Source organism: Kitasatospora sp. NPDC058184 (assembly GCF_042883725.1).
Taxonomy (GTDB): domain Bacteria; phylum Actinomycetota; class Actinomycetes; order Streptomycetales; family Streptomycetaceae; genus Kitasatospora.
The window spans coordinates 332,811-355,732 of sequence record NZ_JBHVVE010000010.1; the positions used below are offsets into that span (position 1 = coordinate 332,811).

A 22,922-nucleotide genomic window follows, 5' to 3' on the forward strand; every position below is an offset into this window, starting at 1 on the left:
GTGATGGGCGGGACGTGCGAACGGCCGGAGTGCTCCGGCAGCGGCAGGATCGACGCCGACGGCTACTGCGACGAGTGCGGGCTCGCCCCGGCGGGCGGGACCACCGCGACGACCGGAGCGGCGGGGGCACCGGGCGCGGGGGCGACGGGGACACCGGCGGCTGGGGCACCGGCGGCCGCCGGCCCCGGCGCGCCCTGCCCGCGCGACTGCTCCGGCACCATCGACCCGGACGGCTACTGCGACGAGTGCGGCCTGACCCCGCCCGGCGGCGACACCGGCGCCACCCAGCCCCACGTCCCCTCCGCCCGGGTCTCCCCCGGCCGCGGCCACGACGGCTCCGCCCGCTCGCTGTCGGTCCGCACCGGCTCGGCCCGCTCAATGTCCGGCCGCTCCCGCTCGCACCGCTCGACCCGCACCGGCAGCAGCCGCTCCCTCTCGGTCCGCTCCACCCGGGGCGGCTCCACCGCCGGCACCCGCAACCGGCTGGGCGCCGGCCTGGTCACCGTGCCGACCGTCGAGGCGGCCGACCCGTCCCAGGCGGTGCTGGCCGACCCCGAGGTGCCCGAGCGCAAGCGGTTCTGCTCCAAGTGCGAGACCCCGGTGGGCCGGGAGAAGAACGGCCGCCCCGGCCGCCCGGACGGCTTCTGCACCAAGTGCGGCACGCCGTACTCGTTCACGCCCAAGCTGCGCCGCGGCGACCTGGTCGGCGGGCAGTACGAGGTGGTGGGCTGCCTGGCGCACGGCGGGCTCGGCTGGATCTACCTGGCGGTGGACCGGCGGGTCCACGACAAGTGGGTGGTGCTCAAGGGCCTGCTGGACACCGGGGACGAGGACGCGCTCGCGGCGGCCGTCGCCGAGCGGCGCTTCCTGGCCGAGGTGGACCACCCGAACATCGTCCGGATCATCAACTTCGCCGAGCACCCGGACCTGCGCACCGGCTCCACCGACGGCTACATCGTGATGGAGTACGTCGGCGGGAAGTCGCTCAAGGACATCGCCAACGAGCGCCGCACCGCGGACGGCCGGCGCGAACCGCTGCCCGTCGAGCAGGGGATCGCCTACGCGCTGGAGGCGCTGCCGGCCCTGGGCTACCTGCACGGCCGGGGCCTGGTGTACTGCGACTTCAAGATCGACAACGTGATCCAGAGCGGCGACACGCTCAAGGTCATAGACATGGGCGCGGTCCGCCGCTTCGACGACGACGGCCCGATCTACGGCACCATCGGCTACCAGGCCCCGGAGATCGCCACCGACGGCCCCTCCGTCGCCTCCGACCTGTACACCGTGGCCCGCACCCTCGCGGTGCTCACCTTCGACTTCCAGGGCTACAGCGGCACCTACCGCGACTCGCTGCCCGGCCCGGAACAGGTCGAGGTCTTCGCCAGGTACGAGTCGTACTACCGCTTCCTGGTCCGCGCCACCGACCCGGACCCGGCCCGCCGCTTCGCCTCCGCCGAGGAGATGGCCGACCAGCTCACCGGCGTGCTGCGGGAGGTCCTGGCCCTCCAGGACGACCGGCCCCGGCCCGCGCCATCCACCCTGTTCGGCCCCGAACTGCGCGTCGTGGACACCGAGTTGGTCCTGCCCACCGAACAGGCCGGGCAGCTCCGGGTGGCCCCCCTGGACCCGGCCGCCGCCGCCCTCGCACTGCCCGTCCCCCGGGTCGACCCCGGCGACCCGAACGCGGGCTTCCTCGCTGTCCTGGTCACCCCCGACCCCGAGGAGACGCTCGCCGCACTGGCCGCCGCGCCCGCCGTCTCGGTCGAGAGCCGGCTGCGCGAACTGCGCGCCCTGCTCGAACTCGGCCGCCACGACGACGCGGTGAACCGCCTCACCGAGCTGGAGCGGGACCAGCCGGACGACTGGCGGGTGGTCTGGTACCGCGGGCTGACCGCCCTCGTCGACGGCTCCTCCACCGCCCTGCGGGCCGCCGCGGAGGCCTTCGACGCCGTCTACGACGCCTTCCCCGGCGAGGCCGCCCCCAAGCTGGCCCTCGCCATCTGCGCCGAGCTGCTCGGCGACGGCGGCGACGCGGCCGAGTTCTACCGGCTGGTGTGGGCCACCGACCACGCCTACCTGAGCGCCGCCTTCGGGCTGGCCCGGGTCCGGCTGGCCGAGGAGGACCGGACCGCCGCGGTCCGCGTCCTGGAGACCGTCCCGGCCACCTCCAGCCACTACACCGCCGCCCGGATCGCCGCCGTCCGGGCCCGGCTGCGCGAGCGCCGGACCACCGACGACCTGGCCGCCGACCTCGGTGCGAGCTCCGCCCAGCTGACCGCGCTGCGGCTGGACGCCCGCCGCCGCGAGGAGCTCGCCGTCGAGGTGCTCGACACGGCCCTCGGCTGGGTCGGCGCCGAGGAGGCCGCCGGCCGGCGGACCACCGACCTGGTGGTACTGGGACGTCCCGCACAGGAGCGGGAACTGCGCTTCGCCCTGGAACAGTCCTACCGGGTACTCGCCCGGTTGGCCGACCGGGCGGAGACCAGGATCGAGATGGTGGAACGGGCCAACCGTGCCCGTCCCAGGACGTGGGTGTAGCAGATGCCGCAGCAGACCGAGTGCCCGAGCTGTTCGGAGCCGATGGACCAGGAGGACGCCTACTGCGGCTCCTGCGGGACCGGCCGGGACGGCCGGGCGGCCCCCGGCTCGATGCCCACGAGCTGGGCCGCCGCCCGCGGCGAGGCCGTACCGTCGCCGCGCGGGCAGGTCTGCGTGCACTGCGGGCAGCCGCAGGTCGCCCCGGACGGCTACTGCGAGGGCTGCGGCAGCGCCCAGCCGCGCCCGCGCGACCACATGGAGAAGGCGCTCGGGGGCGTCGCCGGGGTCAGCGACCGCGGCGTGCGCCACCACCGCAACGAGGACTCCTTCACCGTCGCCGCGACCTCGCTGCCCGGCGGCGAGCCGGTCGTGGTCGCCGTGGTGTGCGACGGCGTCTCCTCCTCCGACCGCCCGGACGAGGCCTCGGAGACCGCCGTGGACGCCGCCTCCGAGTCGCTGCTGACCGCCCTGGAGGCCGGCCGGGACCCGAACTCGGCGATGCGCCAGGCCGTCGCCGACGCCGCCGACGCGGTCGCCGGCCTCGCCACCGACGGCGCCGGCCCCACCCGGCCCGACCTCAACGCGCCCGCCTGCACCTTCGTCAGCGCGATAGCCGCGGGCGGCCGGGTCACCATCGGGTGGGTCGGCGACACCCGGGCGTACTGGATCCCGGACGACCGCGCCGCCGCCGAGCCGTTCCGGCTCACCCAGGACGACTCCTGGGCGGCCCGGATGGTCGAGGCCGGGCTGATGAGCGAGGCCGAGGCCTACGCCGACCCCCGCGCGCACGCGATCACCGGCTGGCTCGGCGCCGACGCCGAGGAGGTCGTGCCGCACACCCTCGACTTCACCCCGCACGTCCCCGGGGTGGTGCTGATCTGCACCGACGGGCTGTGGAACTACGCCGAGGCGGCCACCGACCTGGCGTACTACGTGCGCCCGGACGCCCGCACCGAACCGCTCGCCACGGCGCAGACCCTGGTGAAGTTCGCGGTCGCGGCCGGCGGCCACGACAACATCACCGTCGCCGTGCTGCCGATCGACCCGCCGGCCGCCGCCCTCGAGGCGGCCGAGGAGACCCCCACCGCGTTCGACCTGCCGGTGATCGCTCCGCGCGCGGCCGCCCGGCCGGCCCCGGAGGAGGACGAGGACTACGAGCCGACCCTGCCGGACCTCCCGGTGATCGGCTCCGCCGCCGCCCCGCTGCCCCCGGCCCCGCCCGTACCCCCGGTCCCCCCGGCGCCGTCCGTCCCGCCGACCGCGCCCGCCGTTCCGCCCGTCCCGCCGCAGCCGCCGCACCCGCCGACGGCCTGACCCGACCACCCGCCGGACGCTCCGGCGGCACGGCCCGCCGGCCCCGCCCGGCGGGCCGCCCCACCGTCCTGAGCACGTCCACCCCTCACCCGACGGGAGCCGACCGCCCCATGGCAACACTGGCGAAGCCGAACCTGCCCAGGTTCAACGTGGAGATCTTCCAGAACGAGTACCTGGCCGACGGCGCCCGCGAGGTCAACGCCATCGTCACCGTCACGGCGACCGGCGGCGGCACCTCGGGCGGCCGGCCCCTCGGCTTCGCCGACGCCACCGCGGCGGGCGCCGGCACCGCGGCGGCCGTGGTCGTCCTGGTGGACTGCTCGGGCTCGATGGACTACCCCAAGACCAAGATCAACGGCGCCCGCGAGGCCACCGCCGCCGCCATCGACGCGCTGCGCGACGGCACCGCCTTCGCCGTCGTCGCCGGCACCCACGAGGCCCGCGACATCTACCCCGGCGACGGCACCCTCGCCACCGCCTCCGCCACCACCCGCGCGCAGGCCAAGGAGTCGCTGCGCCGGCTCACCGCCGCCGGCGGCACCGCGATGGGCACCTGGCTGGCCAAGGCCGACCAGCTCTTCCTCACCCGCCGCGACATCGCCATCCGGCACGCCGTCCTGCTCACCGACGGCAACAACGAGCACGAGTCGGCCGAGGACCTGGCCCGCACCGTCGAACGGGTGACCGGCCACTTCACCGCCGACTGCCGCGGCGTGGGCACCGACTGGCGGATCGACGAGCTGCGCCGCATCTCCTCGGCGCTGCTCGGCACCACCGACATCGTCGCCGAGCCCTCCGGCCTGGCCGAGGACTTCCGCTCGATGATGGCCGGCGCGATGGGCAAGCAGGTCGCCGACGTCGCGCTGCGGATCTGGACCCCGGCCAACGCCAGGGTCCGGTTCGTCAAGCAGGTCGCCCCCGCGGTCGAGGACCTGAGCTCCCGCCGCACCGAGGCCGGCCCCCGGGCCGGCGACTACCCCACCGGCTCCTGGGGCGACGAGAGCCGCGACTACCACGTCTGCGTCGAGGTGCCGGCCGCCTCGGTCGGCAACGAGATGCTGGCCGCCCGGATCAGCCTGGTGCTGCCCGAGCAGGTCGCCGGCGGCACCCCCGAGGTGCTCACCCAGGGCCTGGTCAAGGCGGTCTGGACCGACGACCTGGCCTCCTCCACCCGGATCAGCCCGCAGGTCGCCCACTACACCGGGCAGGCCGAGCTCGCCTCCTCCATCCAGGAGGGCCTGGAGGCCCACCGGGCCGGGGACGTCGACCGGGCGACCGCCAAGCTGGGCGCCGCCGTCCGGATCGCCCACGCGACCGGGAACGAGGGCACCTACAAGCTGCTCCAGAAGGTGGTGGACGTGGTGGACCCGAAGGAGGGTACGGTTCGGTTCCGTAAGAACGTGAGCGAGGCCGACTCGATGACCCTTGAGACCCGGTCGACCAAGACGGTACGTGTGAAGAAGTGACCGCTGAAGACGTGACCGGGCCGGCACCCCGGCGCGACGCCGCACGGAGCCGGCCCGAAACGAGGGGGACCTGATGCCGATCTGCCCGAGGGGCCACGAGTCGCAGGCCGAGGACTGGTGCGACTTCTGCGGCTTCCCGATGACTCCGCCGGCCCCTGCGCCGGGGGCGCACGGAGGCTACCCGGGGGCGCACGGGGGCGAGCCCGCGCCCGGCACTCACTCCGGACACCCGGGGTACGGCGGCGCCTCCTTCGGCGCACCGCCGCCTCCGCCGCCGATGCCGCCGGGGGCCGTCCCGCCGCACGGGGCACCCCTGCCGCCGCCCGGCCATGTGCCCCCGGGCCCGCACGGGGCCGTACCCCCGCACGGGGCCGTCCCGCCGCAGGCCGGACCGCAGGGCCTCACCGCGGGCCTGGCCGTCTGCCCGATCTGCCGCAGCCCGCAGACCGGACGGTTCTGCGAGGAGTGCGGCTACGACTACGAGCTCTCCACGCCCTCGCGCCGCCAGGTGCCCGGCGCGGCACAGCAGCAGCAACAGCCGCCGCAGCAGCCGCCGCTGAACATCCCGGCCTCCTACGGCGGCCCCCCGCCGCAGCAGGCCCAGCACGGCCACGCCCCGGCCGGTCAGCCTCCGCACGGCCACGCCCCGGCGGGACAACCGCCACACGGCCAGCCGCCGTTCGGCCAGCAGCCGCTCGGGCAATCCCCGCTCGGCCAGCCGCCGGCGGCCCAGCAGGCCGTCGCCCCGCCCGTCCCCCAGCAGCCGCAGGCCCCGGCGCACCAGCACACCTACGGCTACCCGCCGCCCGAGGGCGCGTTCCCCGACACCTCGGTGCGCGAGGACTCCGGCCCGGTGTACGCCCAGCCGACCGGCCCCGGCCCGAACAACCGCGGCGGCGACTTCGGCACCTCGTTCAACCTGGCCCCGCCCGTCCCCCAGCAGCCCCAGGAGACCGCCCCGGCCGAGCCGGTGCGGACCAACTGGATCGCCGTGGTCTCGGCCGACCGGGACTACTTCACCGACATGATGGCCCGCAGCGGCCCCGAGGCGGCCGGCCTGTTCTTCCCGCCGTACTGCCCCGAGCGCCGGATCCCGCTGACCGGCCGCGGCCAGCTGCGGATCGGGCGGCGCAGCCAGCACCGCGGCACGGTGCCGGAGATCGACCTGTCCGTCCCGCCGGAGGACCCGGGCGCCTCGCACCAGCACGCGCTGCTCGCCGAACAGGCGGACGGCAGCTGGGTCCTGGTGGACCAGGACTCGACCAACGGCACCACCATGAACGGCGGCGCGGAGCCCGTCCCGCCGCACACCGCGGTACCGCTGAACGACGGCGACCGGATCCACATCGGCGCCTGGACCACCATCACCGTGCACCGCGGCTGACCGGCCGTCGGTCGGAGGGGATTCTCCGACTGAAAACCCGTCAAATCGTTACCTGACCACACGTCGGTGACAACTCCGGCCGGGCCGGGCGGAATTCGACATCCGCCCGGCCCGGATTTGTTTGGGCCATCCTCAAAATATCCGCAAATTCGCCGCCGCGGGCGTGCGCCGGAGCCTTCCCTGCCCCTAGGCTCAGGCCACATGACTGCTGCTATATCCGCTGACGGCATCCGCCAGCGGTACGGGGATGTGCAGGCCGTCGACGGGGTGTCGTTCACCGTCGAGGCCGGCGAGTTCTACGGGATCCTGGGCCCGAACGGCGCCGGGAAGACCACCACGATGGAGATCCTGGAGGGCGTCCGGAAACCGGACGAGGGCCGGGTCGAGCTGCTGGGCATGGCGCCCTGGCCGCGAAATCCGAAACTGCTGCCGCGAATCGGCGTGCAGTTCCAGGCCTCCGCTTTCTTCCGGAAACTGACGGCCCGGGAGACCATCCGCACCTTCGCGTCGTTCTACGGGGTCGGCCCCAAGCGGGCCGACGCGATGCTGGAGCGGGTCGGCCTCTCGGACAAGGCCGAGACCCTGACCGACCAGATGTCCGGCGGCCAGGCCCAGCGCCTGTCGATCGCCTGCGCGCTGGCCCACGACCCGGAGCTCGTCTTCCTGGACGAGCCCACCACCGGGCTGGACCCGCAGGCCCGGCGCAACCTCTGGGACCTCCTGCGGGACATCAACGCCGAGGGCCGCACGGTCGTGCTGACCACGCACTACCTCGACGAGGCCGAGGTGCTCTGCGACCGGGTCTCGATCATGGACCACGGCAAGATCCTGCACACCGGCGCCCCGGCGGCGCTGATCCGCGAGATCGACGACACCGTCCGGATCAGCGTGGCCTCCGGCCAGCTCCCGCTCGAGCGCGCCCGGGAGCTGCTGACCGCGGCCGGCGCGGAGATCGCCACCCTGGAGGACGACAGCGTCTCGCTCTCCGTCTCCACCCGCCTCCCGGCTCCGGTGCTCAGCGTCCTCGCCGAGCAGAACGCGCTGCGCGGCCTGGAAGTGCGCGGCGCCACCCTGGAGGACGTCTTCCTCCAGCTGACCGGACGGGAGTTCCGCGCATGACCGCCACCACCCCCACCGAGCCGCAGGCCCCCGCCCGGCGCGGCGGCCCGGCCGCCGGCGAGCGGGAGCGGGTCAGCGCGTTCTGGAGCCTGTCCCGCGCCATGCTGCTCGGGATGAAGCGCGACCGCACCGCGGCCTTCTTCATCCTGCTGTTCCCGCTGGTGTTCCTGGTCTTCTTCGGCTCCGTGACCAAGGGCTCCGGCAGCCCGCACGCCAAGGTGGCGCAGGTCGGCGCGGTGAAGCTGTTCGACTCGATCCAGGGCGAGGACCGGGCCGGGCTGGACAAGGTCCTCACCATCACGAAGACCGACGACGAGGCCGGCACGCTGGAGAAGGTCCGCAAGGGCGACTACGACGCGCTGATCAAGCAGGGCCCGAACGGCACGGTCGAGCTGCGCTACACCGCCGCCGACCAGGTCCGGGCCGGCGCGCTCCAGGGCATCCTCAACTCGGTGGTCCAGAGCGCCAACCAGGCCGCCACCGGGCAGAAGCCGGCCTTCGTGCTGGACTCCCAGCAGGTCGAGGACAAGTCGCTCAAGCCGATCCAGTTCCTCACCCCCGGCCTGCTCGGCTGGGCCGTCGCCACCGGCGCGGTGTTCGGTGCCGCGCTGACCCTGGTCAACTGGCGCAAGACCAAGGTGCTGCGCCGGCTGCGGCTGGCCCCGCTCAGCGCCGGAACCGTGATCAGCTCCCGGATCCTGGTCTCGCTGCTGACCGCGTTCCTGCAGACCGCCGTCTTCCTGGTGGTCGCGACCGGCTTCTTCGGGCTGAAACTCACCGGCAACTGGTGGCTGGTCATCCCGCTGGTGGCCTGCGCGACGCTCGCCTTCATGTCGATCGGCCTGCTGGCCGGCTCGGTCGCCAAGACCGAGGAGGCGGCCAACGGCATCTCGCAGATCATCGTGCTGCCGATGTCCTTCCTGTCCGGCTCGTTCTTCCCGCTGGACGGCGCCCCGGAGTGGCTGAAGGCCGTCTCCAAGGTCATGCCGCTGCACTACCTGGTCGAATCCGCCCAGTCGGTGCTCACCCGCGGCGGCGGCGTCATGGACGCCGTGCCGACCATGGGCGGCCTGCTGCTCTTCGCGGCCGTGCTGACCGGCATCTCCTGGAAGCTGTTCCGCTGGGAGGACTGACCGTCCGGCGCTGATCTGCTACGCCGACGTCCGCGCCGACGTCCGCCGGTCCCCTCCCGACGGGGTCGTACGCCTTTGGTCCCGGTGTACGACCCCGTCGGCGTCTGCGACCATGGTCGGGTGAGAGAGATCCGGCGAGGCACGTTGAGCGAGGAGACCTTCTACGACCAGGTCGGCGGTGAGCCGACCTTCCGGCGGCTGGCCCACCGGTTCTACGAAGGCATCGCCGAGGACGAGTTGCTGCGGCCGATGTACCCCGAGGAGGACCTCGGGCCCGCCGAGGAGCGGATGGCCCTCTTCCTGATGCAGTACTGGGGCGGCCCGCGCACCTACAGCGAGCGGCGCGGCCACCCGCGGCTGCGGATGCGGCACGCGCCGTTCAAGGTCGACAAGGCCGCGCACGACGCCTGGCTCACCCACATGCGGGCGGCCGTCGCGGACCTGGAGCTGCCGGCCGAACACGAGCAGCAGCTGCTCGAGTACCTGGTCTACGCCGCCGCCTCGATGATCAACACCCCGGGCTGAGCCCGGAGCGCTCCTCGGCGGGGCGGGCCGGGTTTCGGACCGCCGTTACCGGAGCGGGCTGAGGCCCAGCCCCGCGCCCGGCGCGGCCGCGGTCCGCACCACCACCGAGCCCACCGGGGAGCTCAACCGCAGCCAGCCGCCCGCCCGGTGCACCGAGAGCGGCGCCTCGGGGCTCAGGAAGCCGATCCGGTACGAGGCGTGGACGGCGCGCAGCGGCAGCTCCGGCAGCACCGAGACCGGACGGGACCACACCTCGTCCGCCAGCCGGTCCAGCACCGCGCGGGTGCGGTGGTGCTCCGGGACGGCCTCGCTGCGCTCGCGGAACTCCCCGACCGCCGCCATCAGTTCGCGGCACACCTCGGCCGCCGGCGGGGTGCCGACCGGGCGCCAGCCGGTGCGCGGCGGCAGCAGCCCGGCCCAGGCCGGACCGGTCACCGGCGCGGGCAGCGCGACGGCGCCCGACCCGGCGTCCACGCCGTCCAGCAGCTGGCCCGCGGAGACGGTCAGGTCCACCGGCTCGTCCAGACCGTCCAGCCGGGCCGTGCGGATCGCCAGCACGCCCGAGTCGCCCAGCGGCAGCCGTCCGAAGACCGCCAGCACGCCGTCCCCCTCGCCCGGGCCCACCGCCTGGATCCGGACGGCCGCCGCCCGGTCGAAGCGCAGCAGGCGCAGCAGGAAGGCGGAGAGGTCGGCGGCCTCCCCGGTGTCGGTCAGGGCGAGACGGGCGGTGATGGTCACAGTGGTTCAGCTCGAATCGTCGGGTGCGGTCAGACGGCGGCGACTACCGGCTCTTCGTCCATGAAGCGGCCGAGGAACTCCCGCTCCACCGGCGAGATCCGGCGCGGCCGGCCCTCGGCCAGGTCGTAGGGGACGACTACGGTGGACGCCCGGACGTACACGATGTCGCCGCCGTCCTCGGCGACGTCCTTGATCTCGTACGAGACGGTCAGCGAGGCGCCGCCGATCTTCGTCACCCAGGTCTCGATGGTGACCGGCTCGGGCCGGTGCACCAGCGGACGCTTGTAGTCGATCTCGTGGCGGGCCACCACCGAGCCGCCCGCGAACTCCCCGGCACCGGCCGCGGCGGCCTGGGTGAACATGAAGTCGATCCGGGCCTCCTCCAGGTAGCGCAGGAAGACCACGTTGTTGACGTGCCCGAAGGCGTCCATGTCGGACCAGCGCAGCGGGCAGGCGTAGATGTGGCGAGCCACGGGAGTTCTCCTCGGTGTCCGTTCGCCCGCCGCCGTCCACCGCCGGGGCGGCGGGCGGTCGGCGACGGGCCGCGGCCCGGCAGGCCGCCCCGGAGGGCAGTCTGCCGGGCCGTTGTGACGGCTGGGTGTCAGCCTCGGGTCAGCTTCTTGTACGTGGCCCGGTGCGGACGGGCGGCGTCGGCGCCGAGCCGCTCGATCTTGTTCTTCTCGTACGACTCGAAGTTGCCCTCGAACCAGAACCACTTGCTCTCGCCCTCGTAGGCGAGGATGTGGGTGGCCACCCGGTCCAGGAACCAGCGGTCGTGGGAGATGACCACGGCGCAGCCGGGGAACTCCAGCAGGGCGTTCTCCAGCGAGGAGAGCGTCTCGACGTCGAGGTCGTTGGTGGGCTCGTCGAGGAGCAGCAGGTTGCCGCCCTGCTTGAGGGTCAGCGCCAGGTTCAGGCGGTTGCGCTCACCACCGGAGAGCACGCCGGCCGGCTTCTGCTGGTCCGGGCCCTTGAAGCCGAAGGCCGACACGTAGGCGCGGGACGGCATCTCGACCTGGCCGACGTTGATCCAGTCCAGGCCGTCGGAGACGACCTCCCAGAGGGTCTTCTTCGGGTCGATGTTGGCGCGGGTCTGGTCGACGTAGCTGATCTTGACCGTCTCGCCGACCTTGACCGTGCCGCTGTCCGGGGTCTCCAGGTCCTGGAGCATCTTGAACAGGGTGGTCTTGCCGGCGCCGTTCGGGCCGATGATGCCGACGATGCCGTTGCGCGGCAGGGTGAAGCTCAGGTCGTCGATCAGGACCTTCTCACCGAAGGCCTTGTTGAGGTTCTCGACCTCGATGACGATGCTGCCCAGGCGCGGGCCCGGCGGGATCTGGATCTCCTCGAAGTCCAGCTTCCGCATCTTGTCCGCCTCGGCCGCCATCTCCTCGTAGCGGGCCAGACGGGCCTTGGACTTCGCCTGGCGGCCCTTGGCGTTGGAGCGGACCCACTCCAGCTCCTCCTTGAGGCGCTTGGCGCGCTTGGCGTCCTTCTGCCCCTCGACCTTCAGGCGGGACTGCTTGGACTCCAGGTAGGTGGAGTAGTTGCCCTCGTAGCCGATCGCGCGGCCGCGGTCGAGCTCCAGGATCCAGCCGGCCACGTTGTCCAGGAAGTACCGGTCGTGGGTGACGGCGACGACGGTGCCGGGGTACTTGGCCAGGTGCTGCTCCAGCCAGTTCACCGACTCGGCGTCCAGGTGGTTGGTGGGCTCGTCGAGCAGCAGCAGGTCGGGGGACTCCAGCAGCAGCTTGCAGAGCGCCACGCGGCGCTTCTCGCCACCGGAGAGCTTGGTGACCGGCCAGTCGCCGGGCGGGCAGCCCAGGGCGTCCATGGCCTGCTCCAGCTGGGCCTCCAGGTCCCACGCGTTGGCGTGGTCCAGCTCCTCCTGGAGCTTGCCCATCTCGTCCAGCAGGGCGTCCGAGTAGTCGGTCGCCATCAGCTCGGCGATCTCGTTGAAGCGGTCGAGCTTCCCCTTGATCTCCTTGACGCCGTCCTCGACGTTCTCCAGGACGGTCTTGGTCTCGTCCAGCGGCGGCTCCTGGAGCAGCATGCCGACGGTGAAACCGGGCGAGAGGAAGGCGTCGCCGTTGGAGGGGTGCTCCAGGCCGGCCATCATCTTCAGCACGGTGGACTTACCGGCGCCGTTGGGGCCCACGACGCCGATCTTCGCTCCGGGGAGGAAGCTGAGCGTCACGTCGTCAAGGATGACCTTGTCTCCGTGAGCCTTGCGCACCTTGCGCATCGTGTAGATGTATTCCGCCACGTGAGATCGCTCCGGCGTCGTCGGGAGTATTCGGCTTGCAGCCTTCCATTGTGCCGCACCCGGCCCTGAGGCCCGAATCGCCTGGATGACCCCACCGGGGTATCCGGAAGCGCTCCCGCCCGCCCCGGCCCCGCCGCCCGGACGGCGGCCGCCCGGTGCCCCCGCTCCCGCCCTCCCGGCCGCCTCTCCGCGGCCCGCACCCCGGCCACCCCGGGCCCCGCCGCCCCGTGGCCGACACTCCCGGAGGCCCGCCCGGGAAACGCGACGGCCCGGCTCCCCGCAGCGGGTGCGGGGAGCCGGGCCGGTTGCCGCTCTCAGGGCCTCGGGAGGTCGGTGACCCCCGGCCCGCTCGGGCGGCTCCGTCGCTTCGGGCGCTTGGTGCGCCTCAGGCGGTTCGGACGGTTCAGGCGGTGGTGCGACCGTGGCGGCCGCGGCGGCGCAGGACGAAGACGGCGGCGCCACCGGCCACGACCAGGCCACCGGCGACGGCGGCGAGGATCGGGGTGGAGTCATTGGCACCGGTCTGGGCCAGGCCACCGGTGCCCGGGGCGGCGCTGGTGGTCGCCGGGGTCGGCTGGCCGGCGCCGGTGCTGGGGGTGCCCGACGGGGCCGCGCTCGGGGTGCCGGACGGCGTGCCGGTCGCGGCGGGGGTGGTCGGGGCCGGGGTCGGCGTCACGCCGACCTTGCAGTCCAGGACGCCGGTGAACTGCTTGGTGTAGCCGTTCGGGCCGGTCACGGTGAAGTCGTAGTGCGCCTTCTCCTCGACCTTGACGAGCACGCTCTCGGTCTTGCCCGGCTGGACGGCGACCTGCTGCTTGCCGACCGTGACGGTGGCGGCCTCGTCACCGCTGTTGGTGACGGACACCCGCACGCCGCCGGTGGCGCACTCCTCCTTGGCGGTGCTGTCGATCAGCGCGCCCTTGCCCTGCTTCCAGGTGGCCTTGGCGCCGCCGGCGACGTTCACCTTGGTGGAGCCGGCCAGGATCATGGTCTGGCTGTGGCGGCCGCGGGAGTCCACGCCGCTCATGAAGACCCGGCCGCTGAGCACGGTGGCCTCGGCGGTGGCGTTGATGGCGGCCTTGCCGTCCGGGGTGCCGGCCGGCACGTCCAGGAACAGCGGGGTGTCCTTGCCGATCGGACCGGCCAGGCTGCCGTTGACCGGCTTGCTGTCCTTGTCCAGCAGCTTGATCTTGTCCGCGGCGTCGCCGGTGACGGTCAGCTTGACCTCGTTCGCGCTGGAGTTCAGCAGGAACGGGCCGAGCTTGCCGCCCGACTTCCCGGAGACCGAGTCCGGGGAGAGGGTCAGCGAGGGCTTCGGCTCGGCCGCGACGCCCTTGTTGGCGTCGCCGACGAGGTAGTCGCGCAGCTTCTTGGCCTTGTCGTTGCGCGGGACGGCGTTCTTGTTGTCCGAGAACTTCCAGATCGCGGCCTGGGTGCCGGCGGCGGCGTCCGCGTCGGTCAGGCTGTCGACGCCGGCGGCCGTCGCGAGGGACGTCAGGCTGGCCTGCGGGTACGAGTTGTCCAGGATCCAGCGGATCTTGGGGGCGTTCGCGTTGCTGTTGAGCGAGCTCGACGCCCAGTCCGCCTCGTGGTACTTGGCGCCGCTGTCCAGGTAGACCGGGTTGTCGAAGTCGATGCAGTACGTCCGGAGCTTCTCCCCGGCAGCCGTCTTGAGGGTGAACAGGCCGCCGTCGACGGTGCCCTTGCCCTCGACGTCGATCTTCTCGCCGAGCATCTCGTTCTGGACTTCCGCCGTCACGCCCGAGGTCGGGGCGCCGGCCGCGACCGCCGCACCGGCCGCGAACAGGCCTCCGCCAAGCGCCAAGCTGGTCGTGAGCATGACAGTGGTTATCCGGGACAGACTCCGCCCCTGCCTCTGGAACATCTGGGATCCCTCCGGGCCGGGCCGCACCGAGTGGGCGGCCCGCCGACTTGCCGTTCCGCGCGTGCCCCCTGTGGCACTGCTACGGGTATGAACCAGACGAATCCTATTGAGCCCCAGAGGCCCGGAAACCCCCATGCGAAATCAGGACGATTCCGTATCTGGATCGTTATCAATCCCCTCAAGTCCCACACAAGCTGACGGTCGGCCAGAAAGTCCCGGGCCGCTTTCTGTTATCCGGTCGGATTGCGCGTGCGGGCACAACGACGTTCTCGATCAACATATTTGTCGACAGGGAAGGTCACCGACCGATCAGGTCAGGGCATCCTCGGCGCCACCTCCCCGCTCCGCCCCGGACACCTCGCCCGACTCCCCCGCGGCCGGCCGCCCGCCCGGCGGCAGCGCCCGGACGACGGGTGCCGCGACCGCCGCCGGGGGCGCCCCGGAGCCCCTGCGCGCCTCCACCGCGCTGACGATCCACCCCGGCACGGCCTCGCCCCCGCCCTCCGCCCCGGCCGGACCGGCGCCACCCGGCGGCTGCCCGCGCACCCCCGCCGCCCACCGGAACGCCGTGGTACCACGGGTGAGGTCGTGTCCGACCGATCGGGCGTCGATCTCGGCCCGGCTCCGCTTCACCTCCCCCTCCGTCCACTCGCGCACCCGCAGCCGGCCGCTCACCAGCACCGGATCGCCCTTGGACAGCGAGCCGATCAGATTGACCGCCAGCGCCCGCCAGGCCGTCACCGCCACCCACTGCGTCTCGCCGTCCACCCAGCACTCGCGCTGCCGGTCGTACCGCCGCTCGGTGCAGCCGAGCCGGAAGTTCGCCATCGGCACCCCGCCGCTGGTTTCGCCGTAGCTCACCTCCGTCGCCACATTGCCGATCACCGTCACATGCGTCTCGCTCACGGCACACCCTCCGTTCTCGCCGATGCACCGTACGGAATCGACCGGTGCGCCTTGAGCGTGCACTTCAGGGGAAATCCGGGCCACCGACTTCCGAAATCCTGTGGATAACTCGGGCCTGTGGAACTGTTGTCACCCGCAGGGGTGAATTTCAGCCTTCCGCCGCCGCTTCGACCCCGCTTCTTCGCGGCCATGACAACAAACTCGCTGCTCGCCGCCCGGCCGGCGCACCCCGGAACCCGCCCGGGAACGCGCCCCGGAAGGCGCCCCGACGGCCGTCCGCGCACGTCATACGACCGGCGCAACCGCGATTAAGGCCCCCACCCGCACCGTCGGCGCCGCATTCTCCGTGCCGAATCCATAACGGGTGAGGAGGCAGCCCCGTAACGACTGCACAACGTCCGGCGCGGAACACTCCCAGACCGCTGCACTCACGGCCTTCACCTGCGATTATCGGACCGCTCCACCGAACCGACACACCAACGGCGGTGTCGTCACACCCGGCCTGGGAACCGGTCACCCTTATCCTGTCCCCGACAGGGCGAGGGCCCACCACCCCCACCCCCACCCTCAGGTACGGGGCCGGACAGCGCGCGCCCCGGCGCTCGCCAGCCCGATCCCGGCCACGGTCGCGCCCGCCAGGGCACCGCCCGTCCCGCCCCCATAGCTCAGCGGATAGAGCACCCGCCTTCTAAGCGGTAGGTCGCAGGTTCGAATCCTGCTGGGGGCACCACCCCGCAATTCCGCAGGCCACCACTCCGGCGGACACTTTCCGTGTCCGCTCCGGACCAGTCGGTAATCCCGTACACCAACCGTTCCGCGCACTCATCGCACAGAACTCGTGACCATGCGTGTCGGGCCGTCGGGAAAACGGGGCGAAAAACGGGTCCAACCGGAACAACCGGAATTCCCGGTGAATCCCCCACCCCGAACGCGCCGGAGCCCGCCCCGGGCCGGGCCGACGCGCCCGGAAGCGCCCCGGCCTACCCCGCCAGCCCGGCCAGCCCGGCCAGCCCGGCCAGGTAGGCGTCCAGCAGCTCCGTCTGCCGCTCCGCCGGGAACTCCTCCGGGGCGAACAGCGCCTGGACCACCAGGCCCAGCACGAAGGCCTGCGCTCCCGCCGCGAGCGCGGCCGGGTCGGCCCGCGCCGGGAGCTCCCCCAGCCGCTGGGCGTCCGCGACGTGCGCCGTGAGCGCGGTGCGCGAGCGCGCGTAGCGGCCCGCGTGGGCGGCCGCCAGCTCCGGGTCGGCCAGGGCGTGGTCCCAGGAGCCGACCCAGATCCGGTTGTCGGCGGCGGCCTCGCCGTCCAGCGGCAGCACGTCCAGCAACGACGCCCGCACCCGGGCCAGGCCGGCCGGCGGCGCGCTGCCGTCGGCGGGGGCGGTGCGCCGGGGCCGGGCCAGCGAGCGCCGGTCCAGCTCCTCCAGCGCGTGGCTCAGCAGCGCCCGCTTGTTCGGGAAGTAGTGCGTCAACAGCCCGGTGGAGGCACCCAGTTCGGCGGCCACCGCGCGCAGGGTCAGCCCCTCGAAGCCCCGGGTGGAGAGCACCCGCCACACCCCCTCGGAGACTTCCGAGCGTCGGGCGTCATGGTCTCCACGGGCCGGTGTCATGGGGGCTATCTTACGTACCAAACGTTTGTTATGAATAGTCCAGCCAACCTCAGCACCACCCGTGAAAGGCCGCCCGTGTTTGCCGTACCGCTCACCGAGAACGCCGAACTGCGCCCGCTGGAGCCCTGGCAGGCGCCCGAGTTCCTGACCCACCTCGACCGCGCCCGCGCCCACACCGACCCGTGGATCCCCTGGGCCACCTTCTCCGTCGACCTGGACTCCGCCCGCGCCACCCTCCAGCGCTACGCCGACGGCCTGGCCGCCGACCAGAAGCGGATCTACGGGATCTGGCTGGACGGCACCCTGGTCGGCGGCGTGATGTTCGTGAGCTTCGACGCCCGGTCCGGCGTCTGCGAGATCGGCGCCTGGACGGAGCCGGCCGGCGAGGGCCACGGGCTGATCACCGCCGCCGTCAAGCAGCTGCTCGACTACGCCTTCACCACCCGCGGCATGCACCGCGCCGAGTGGTGGTGCTCCTCCGTCAACGCCCGCAGCCGGGCGGTCGCCGAGCGGGTCGGCATGACCCGCGACGGCGTGCTGCGCGAGTGGTACCCGTACAACGGGGTCCGCTACGACAAGGAGATCTGGGCCGTGCTGGCCAGTGAGTGGACCGGCCGGGCCTGAACCGGCAACGGCGCCGGGCCCGGTGGACTCCCCCGCCCACCGGGCCCCGCGCCGCACCGCACCGCACCGCACCGTCCCGGCGGCCCACCAGCCCGCCGGCCGCCGACCCGTCAGGCGGCCGGCGCCACCCCCGCCGACCCGGCCGGCCCCGCCAGCTCGGCCGGCCGCAGCCGCAGCACGCACACCAGCGCCAGCGCCAGCACCCCGCCCGCCGACAGGAAGACCACGTCCACCGCGTCCGTGAAGCTGCGCACCGCGTGCTCGTGCGCCGCCCCGGTCAGCGCCCGGACCGCGCCGAGCGGCCGCCCCGGCTCGCCCGCCTCGAAGACCCGGGTCAGCACGGTGCCGAAGAGCGCCGCGCCGAGCGCGCTGCCGAGGCTCTGGAAGAACCGGATCCCCGTGGTCGCCACCCCCAGCTGGTGCCGGGGCGCGGTCTCCTGCACCACCGTGACCAGCTGGCCGATCAGCTGCCCCAGCCCGCAGCCCAGCAGGGCGAGTTCGGCCAGCACCGCCCACAGCCCGGTGTCCGGCCCGCTGAGGCCGAGCAGGGCGAGGGCGAGCGTGGCGCAGGCCGCGCCGGCCGCCAGGAAGGTCCGGGGCGGGTGGCCGCGCCCGGTCAGCCGCCCGACCAGCAGGCCGGCCGCCGTCATCCCGGCCGCCATCGGGACCAGGTAGAGGCTGGCCGAGGTCGGGGCGACGCCCCGGGCGATCTGCAGGTAGAGCATCACGTACATGATCGAGCCGACCATGCCCATCCCGACCAGCCCCTGGATCGCGAAGCCCAGCCGCACCGCGCGGATCCGGAACAGCGACAGCGGCAGCACCGGCTCGGCGGCGGTGGCCTGACGCCACAGGAAGAGGCCGAGCGCGGCCAGGGTGGCGGCGGCGAGCCCAAGGATCACCGGGGAGGTCCAGGCGTGGTCCTTGCCGCCCCACTCGGTGACGAGCAGCAGCCCGGTCGCGAAGGCCGCCGCGAGGGCCGCGCCGACGAAGTCCAGGCTCCGGCGGCCGGTCGCCCGGGGCAGCCTGACCACCAGGGCGACGCCGACCAGCACCAGCAGGCCGAGCGGCAGGTTGACGTAGAAGACCCAGCGCCAGCCGAGGTGGTCGGTGAACAGCGCGCCGACCAGCGGGCCGACCGCCATGCCGAGGCCGGCGACGATCCCGCCCACCGCCCCGCCCTTGGCGCCGCCGCGCTCCTCCGGGTCCTTGAACTGGGCGATGACCACCATGGTGACGCTCATCAGCCCGCCGCCGCCGACGCCCTGCACCGCCCGGAAGGCGATCAGCTGGTCCATCGACTGCGCCGCCCCGCAGAGCGCCGAGCCGAGCAGGAAGGTGCCGACGGCCCCGAGCAGCACGCGCTTGGCGCCGTACACGTCGCAGAGCCTGCCGTACAGCGGCAGCAGCGCGGTGGCGGCCAGGGCGAACGCGCTGACCAGCCAGGGCAGCCGGTCCACGCCGTGGACGGGGTCGAGGTCGCGGACGATCGGCACGGTGGCGGCCGACACGATGTTCATGTCGAGCACCGCCAGCACGATCGTGACCAGGCAGAGCAGCATGCCCAGCTTGCGCTGGGCCGGGGTCATCAGCGCGGTGTCCGGCGGCGCGGGTGCGGCAGCGGGTACGGCGGCGGTGGTGGCCATGGTCGGGTCCCCCCAGGGTCCGTCGGGTTCGCGCCGGGGCCGGGGCGGCCGGCGGCACGCCCTCACCATCGCAGCGTTTTTGGACTCGGTCAATTCTTCATCCCGACCAATCTTTCTGCCGGGTCAACATTTGATCCTGGTACAGTCCCCCCATGGCGATGCGACCCGCACAGGACTTCGGCCCCGACGTCGACCTCGACGCCCTCCCGCTGCGCGAGCGCAAGAAGTTCCAGACCGGCATGCGGATCTTCCGCACGGCCGTCGCGCTGTTCACCGAGCGCGGCTTCGACCAGGTCTCGGTCGCGGAGATCGCCGCCGCCGCCGAGGTGTCCAAGATGACCGTCTTCAACTACTTCCCCACCAAGGAAGACCTGGTCATGGGCCCGATGGAGCAGCACCTCGACGAGCCGGCCCAGGCTGTGCGCGACCGCGCCCCGGGCACCTCGGCGGTGACGGCGCTGCGCGAGCAGTTCCTCGCCGCACTGGAGCGCTTCGACCCGGCCGCCGGGCTGAACGACGACCGGATCGTGCTCGACGTGGTCCGGCTGATCCACCGCACCCCCGCGCTGACCGCCCGCGCCACCCACGGCTTCGACCGGCTGGCGCACGCCGCGCTCGCCGCCGAACTGCTCGCCCAGGACCCGGCCCACGACGAGCTGACCGCCCGGGTCGCCACCGCCCAGCTGCTCGCCGTCCGGGTCGCGCTGATCGCCGCCAACCACCGGCGGATGCTGGCCGGCGAGCGCGCCGCCGACGCCCTGCCCGCCGTCCTGGAGGAGGCCCGCCGCGCCTTCGCCCTGCTCGAGCACGGCCTCGGCGACTACTGCGCCCGCGCCGCCTGAGAGAGTTGGCGCACCACGACCGACCGGAGGTGCGCATGGACCAGCCGCTGCTCACGCGGGACCGCTCCGCCCTGCCCGCGCAGGCCGACGGCCTCAACGCGTACGTCGGCGAGGACGGCGTCGCCGTCCTGGAGTTCGCCCGCCCGCACCGCCGCAACGCGGTGACCCTGGCGGTCTGGCAGGCGCTGCCCAAGGTGCTGGAGCAGCTGGCCGGCCACCCGGGCGTGCGCGTCCTGCTGCTCACCGGCGCCGGCAACACCTTCAGCGCGGGCGCGGACATCGCCGAACTCTCCGAGGTGTACGGCGATCCGGACCGCGCGGAGGCCTACCACGCGACCAACGTCGCCGCCGAGGAGGCGCTGGCGGCCTTCCCGCACCCGACCGTCGCCGTGGTGCACGGCGCCTGCGTCGGCGGCGGCTGCCAGCTGGCCGTCGCCTGCGACCTGCGGTTCGTCGCCGAGGACGCCCGGCTCGGGATCACCCCGGCCAAGCTCGGCGTGGTCTACCCGGCGGTGCCGACCGTACGGCTGGCCCGGCTGATCGGCCCGGCCCGGGCCAAGTACCTGCTGTTCTCCGGCGAGTTGGTGGCCGGCCGGGACGCGCTGCCGCTCGGCCTGGCCGAACGCGTCCTGCCGGATGCCGAACTGGACGCCGCCGCCCTGGACTTCGCCCGGCTGCTGACCCGTCGCTCCGCCCAGACCGTCGGCGCGGCCAAGGCCGTCCTGGACGCCCCGCCCGAGCGGGCCGACGAGGTCCTGGCCCCCTGGCTGCTCCGCGCCCGGGAGGGCTCGGACGTCCGCGAGGGCCTGGCCGCCTTCCTGGAGGGCCGGCCCGCCCGGTTCTGAACGGGAACGGGTCCGAGCGGGAACGGGTCCGAGCGGGAACGGTGCGGGCCCGGCGGAAGGGGCCGCACCAGCACCCGTACGATCATCCGGCCGGAACCCGTCCACCCCTTCCCGCCCCCGGAGCACCCACCCCGATGACGACCGAGGCCCAGGCCGTGCCCGCCCCGCCCGCCCCCACCCGCCGGACGGCCCTGGCCCGCCGGATCACCGACGGCCTGGAGCCGAAGAACGTGATCCTCGTGCTGCTCCCGCTGCTGGGCGGCCTCCGCTACGGCTGGGCGGGCATCGGCTGGGCGCTGTTCGCCGCCCTGTTCGCCGCCGTCGTCCCGACCCTGATCATCGGCCACGGCATGCGCAAGGGCACCGTGGCGGACCGTCACGTCGGCCGACGGCAGCGCCGGCTGACCCTCTTCCCGCTCATCATGGGCTCGGTGCTGCTCAGCTTCGCGGTGATGATCGGACTGGACGCCCCGGCCGACCTGACCGCGCTGGTGCTGGCGATGTTCGCCTCGCTGGTCCCGATCCTGGTGATCACCGTCTGGTGGAAGGTCTCCGTGCACACCGCCGTGGCCACCGGCGCGGTGGTCTGCCTCGCCATCGCGCTCGGCCCGCTCTGGCTGCTGCTCGGCGCGCTGGTCCCGCTGATCGGGTGGTCCCGGGTGGTGCTGCGGGACCACACCGCCGCGCAGACGGCCGTCGGCGCGGCGGTGGGCGCGCTCGCCGCCGGCCTCACCTTCTGGGCCGCCCGCTGACGGGCCACCCGCTGTCGGGCCGCCCACCGGCCAGGGCGACCGGCTAGCGGATCGGCACCCCCGAGATCGCCCGGGCGATCACCAGCCGCTGAATCTCGCTGGTCCCCTCGAAGATCGAGTAGATCGCGCTGTCCCGGTGCATCCGCTCCACCGGGTACTCCCGGGTGAAGCCGTTGCCGCCGAGGATCTGCATCGCCTGCGCGGTCACGTACTTGGCGGTCTCGCCCGCGTACAGCTTGGACATCGAGCCCTCGGCCGCCGTGAACGGCTGGTTGTTGACCGCCATCCAGGAGGCCCGCCACACCAGCAGCCGGGCCGCGTCGATCCGGGTCCTCATGTCGGCGAGCTGGAAGGCCACGCCCTGGTTGTCGATGATCGGCCGGCCGAACTGCTCCCGGGTCCTCGCGTAGTCCAGCGCCACCTCGTACGCGGCCCGGGCGATGCCGATCGCCTGCGCGCCGACGGCCGGCCGGGAGGCCTCGAAGGTGGCCATCGCCGCGTTGCCCCTGCCGCCGGGGCGCTTGACGCCCTCGCGGGCCCGGGCGAGGCGCTCGTCCAGCTTCTCCTTGCCGCCGAGCAGGCAGCTGCCGGGCACCCGGACGCCGTCCAGCACCACCTCGGCGGTGTGCGAGGCGCGGATGCCGTGCTTCTTGAACTTCTGGCCCTGGCTCAGCCCCGGGGTGCCCGGCGGGACGACGAAGGAGGCCTGGCCCTTGGCGCCGAGCTCCGGGTCGACGGTGGCGACCACCACGTGGACGGCGGCGATCCCGCCGTTGGTGGCCCAGGTCTTGGTGCCGGTGAGCACCCACTCGTCCTTGGCCTCGTCGTACACCGCCCGGGTGCGCAGCGCCGAGACGTCGGAGCCGGCGTCCGGCTCGGAGGAGCAGAAGGCGGCCACCTTGACGTCCTCCGGGGTGCCGAACATCTGCGGGGTCCAGGTGCCGATCTGCTCGTCGGTGCCGTTGGCCAGCACCGCGACGGCGGCCAGGGTGGTGCCGACGATGGACAGCCCGATGCCCGCGTCGCCCCAGAACAGCTCCTCCATGGCGATCGGGATGCCGACGCCGGAGGGGTCGAAGTACTGCTGGGCGTAGAAGTCCAGCGAGTAGATGCCGAGTTTGGCGGCCTCCTGGATGACCGGCCAGGGGGTCTCCTCGCGCTCGTCCCACTCGGCCGCGGCGGGGCGCATCACGTCGGCGGCGAAGCCGTGCAGCCAGTCGCGTACGGCGAGCTGGTCCGCGCCCGGGTCCAGCGAGAACGTGCTGCTCATGGTGCGTGCCTCCGAAGACGTGTGCGGCCGACCGGGGTGTTACCTCGGGTAACATCGTCGGA

Annotated in this window: 19 protein-coding genes and 1 tRNA gene; 12 read left to right on the top strand and 8 right to left on the bottom strand. The window is 73.5% G+C overall.

Annotated features, from left to right (window positions below; translation table 11 throughout):
* The first annotated feature begins 3 nt into the window (after positions 1-3).
* The 7 genes from ACFVXH_RS21630 (at position 4) to ACFVXH_RS21660 (ending at position 9,479) form a co-directional block, all read left to right on the top strand.
* A complete protein-coding gene (locus ACFVXH_RS21630; protein WP_387826140.1) occupies positions 4-2,538 on the top strand; it encodes a tetratricopeptide repeat protein in 2,535 nt (844 codons plus the stop codon).
* Between the two features lie 3 nt (positions 2,539-2,541).
* Positions 2,542-3,852, top strand: a complete 1,311-nt coding sequence (locus ACFVXH_RS21635) for a PP2C family serine/threonine-protein phosphatase (RefSeq protein ID WP_117489804.1) — start codon at positions 2,542-2,544, stop codon at positions 3,850-3,852.
* 110 nt (positions 3,853-3,962) lie between these two features.
* Entirely contained in the window at positions 3,963-5,318 is a 1,356-nt protein-coding gene (locus ACFVXH_RS21640) for a VWA domain-containing protein (protein ID WP_049660919.1), read from the top strand.
* A gap of 73 nt (positions 5,319-5,391) precedes the next feature.
* Positions 5,392-6,702, top strand: a complete 1,311-nt coding sequence (locus ACFVXH_RS21645; RefSeq protein WP_387826144.1) for an FHA domain-containing protein — start codon at positions 5,392-5,394, stop codon at positions 6,700-6,702.
* A 201-nt stretch (positions 6,703-6,903) separates the two neighbouring features.
* Entirely contained in the window at positions 6,904-7,821 is a 918-nt protein-coding gene (locus ACFVXH_RS21650; protein ID WP_049657872.1) for an ABC transporter ATP-binding protein, read from the top strand.
* The gene (locus ACFVXH_RS21655; protein ID WP_079272765.1) at positions 7,818-8,954 is read left to right on the top strand and encodes an ABC transporter permease; all 1,137 of its coding nucleotides are present in this window, start codon (positions 7,818-7,820) and stop codon (positions 8,952-8,954) included. The genes ACFVXH_RS21650 and ACFVXH_RS21655 overlap by 4 nt, the downstream gene beginning before the upstream one ends.
* Positions 8,955-9,074: 120 nt before the next feature.
* Entirely contained in the window at positions 9,075-9,479 is a 405-nt protein-coding gene (locus tag ACFVXH_RS21660) for a globin (protein ID WP_049657871.1), read from the top strand.
* Between the two features lie 45 nt (positions 9,480-9,524).
* Here ACFVXH_RS21660 and ACFVXH_RS21665 read toward each other — a convergent pair whose 3' ends face one another.
* The 5 genes from ACFVXH_RS21665 to ACFVXH_RS21685 form a co-directional block, all read right to left on the bottom strand.
* Positions 9,525-10,211, bottom strand: coding sequence for a hypothetical protein (locus ACFVXH_RS21665; RefSeq protein WP_074005626.1), 687 nt, complete (start codon positions 10,209-10,211; stop codon positions 9,525-9,527).
* A gap of 35 nt (positions 10,212-10,246) precedes the next feature.
* Positions 10,247-10,690, bottom strand: coding sequence for a thioesterase family protein (locus ACFVXH_RS21670; protein ID WP_049657866.1), 444 nt, complete (start codon positions 10,688-10,690; stop codon positions 10,247-10,249).
* Positions 10,691-10,818: 128 nt separating this feature from the next.
* Positions 10,819-12,483: an energy-dependent translational throttle protein EttA gene (gene ettA / locus ACFVXH_RS21675; protein ID WP_049657863.1), complete on the bottom strand. Its 1,665-nt coding sequence runs from the start codon at positions 12,481-12,483 to the stop codon at positions 10,819-10,821.
* 403 nt (positions 12,484-12,886) lie between these two features.
* Positions 12,887-14,323 (bottom strand): Cys-Gln thioester bond-forming surface protein, encoded by a 1,437-nt coding sequence (locus ACFVXH_RS21680; RefSeq protein WP_181970694.1) that lies wholly within the window; start codon positions 14,321-14,323, stop codon positions 12,887-12,889.
* Between the two features lie 354 nt (positions 14,324-14,677).
* The gene (locus ACFVXH_RS21685; protein ID WP_387826149.1) at positions 14,678-15,274 is read right to left on the bottom strand and encodes a single-stranded DNA-binding protein; all 597 of its coding nucleotides are present in this window, start codon (positions 15,272-15,274) and stop codon (positions 14,678-14,680) included.
* A 654-nt stretch (positions 15,275-15,928) separates the two neighbouring features.
* On the opposite strand from ACFVXH_RS21685, the gene ACFVXH_RS21690 reads away from it, so the two are divergent.
* A tRNA-Arg gene (locus tag ACFVXH_RS21690) sits at positions 15,929-16,004 on the top strand.
* A gap of 250 nt (positions 16,005-16,254) precedes the next feature.
* On the opposite strand, the gene ACFVXH_RS21695 is transcribed toward ACFVXH_RS21690, so the two are convergent.
* A complete protein-coding gene (locus tag ACFVXH_RS21695) occupies positions 16,255-16,881 on the bottom strand; it encodes a TetR/AcrR family transcriptional regulator (protein ID WP_387826152.1) in 627 nt (208 codons plus the stop codon).
* A 75-nt stretch (positions 16,882-16,956) separates the two neighbouring features.
* Here ACFVXH_RS21695 and ACFVXH_RS21700 point away from each other — a divergent pair, with 75 nt between their 5' ends.
* Positions 16,957-17,505 carry a GNAT family N-acetyltransferase gene (locus ACFVXH_RS21700; protein WP_117489792.1) on the top strand — a complete coding sequence of 183 codons (549 nt, stop codon included), beginning with the start codon at positions 16,957-16,959 and terminating at the stop codon, positions 17,503-17,505.
* Positions 17,506-17,615: 110 nt separating this feature from the next.
* On the opposite strand, the gene ACFVXH_RS21705 is transcribed toward ACFVXH_RS21700, so the two are convergent.
* Positions 17,616-19,151 (bottom strand): MFS transporter, encoded by a 1,536-nt coding sequence (locus ACFVXH_RS21705; RefSeq protein WP_387826156.1) that lies wholly within the window; start codon positions 19,149-19,151, stop codon positions 17,616-17,618.
* Positions 19,152-19,303: 152 nt separating this feature from the next.
* On the opposite strand from ACFVXH_RS21705, the gene ACFVXH_RS21710 reads away from it, so the two are divergent.
* From ACFVXH_RS21710 to ACFVXH_RS21720, 3 genes are all read left to right on the top strand, one after another.
* Entirely contained in the window at positions 19,304-19,993 is a 690-nt protein-coding gene (locus tag ACFVXH_RS21710) for a TetR family transcriptional regulator (RefSeq protein WP_234348540.1), read from the top strand.
* Between the two features lie 35 nt (positions 19,994-20,028).
* On the top strand, positions 20,029-20,838 hold the full coding sequence (locus tag ACFVXH_RS21715; protein WP_387826159.1) for an enoyl-CoA hydratase/isomerase family protein: 810 nt from the start codon (positions 20,029-20,031) through the stop codon (positions 20,836-20,838).
* A 134-nt stretch (positions 20,839-20,972) separates the two neighbouring features.
* Positions 20,973-21,590, top strand: coding sequence for a hypothetical protein (locus tag ACFVXH_RS21720; RefSeq protein WP_375873165.1), 618 nt, complete (start codon positions 20,973-20,975; stop codon positions 21,588-21,590).
* 43 nt (positions 21,591-21,633) lie between these two features.
* Here the strand turns inward: ACFVXH_RS21720 and ACFVXH_RS21725 are convergent, their stop codons facing one another.
* Complete coding sequence (locus ACFVXH_RS21725; RefSeq protein ID WP_049655719.1) at positions 21,634-22,860, bottom strand: acyl-CoA dehydrogenase family protein; 1,227 nt, start codon at positions 22,858-22,860, stop codon at positions 21,634-21,636.
* Between the last annotated feature and the right edge of the window lie 62 nt (positions 22,861-22,922).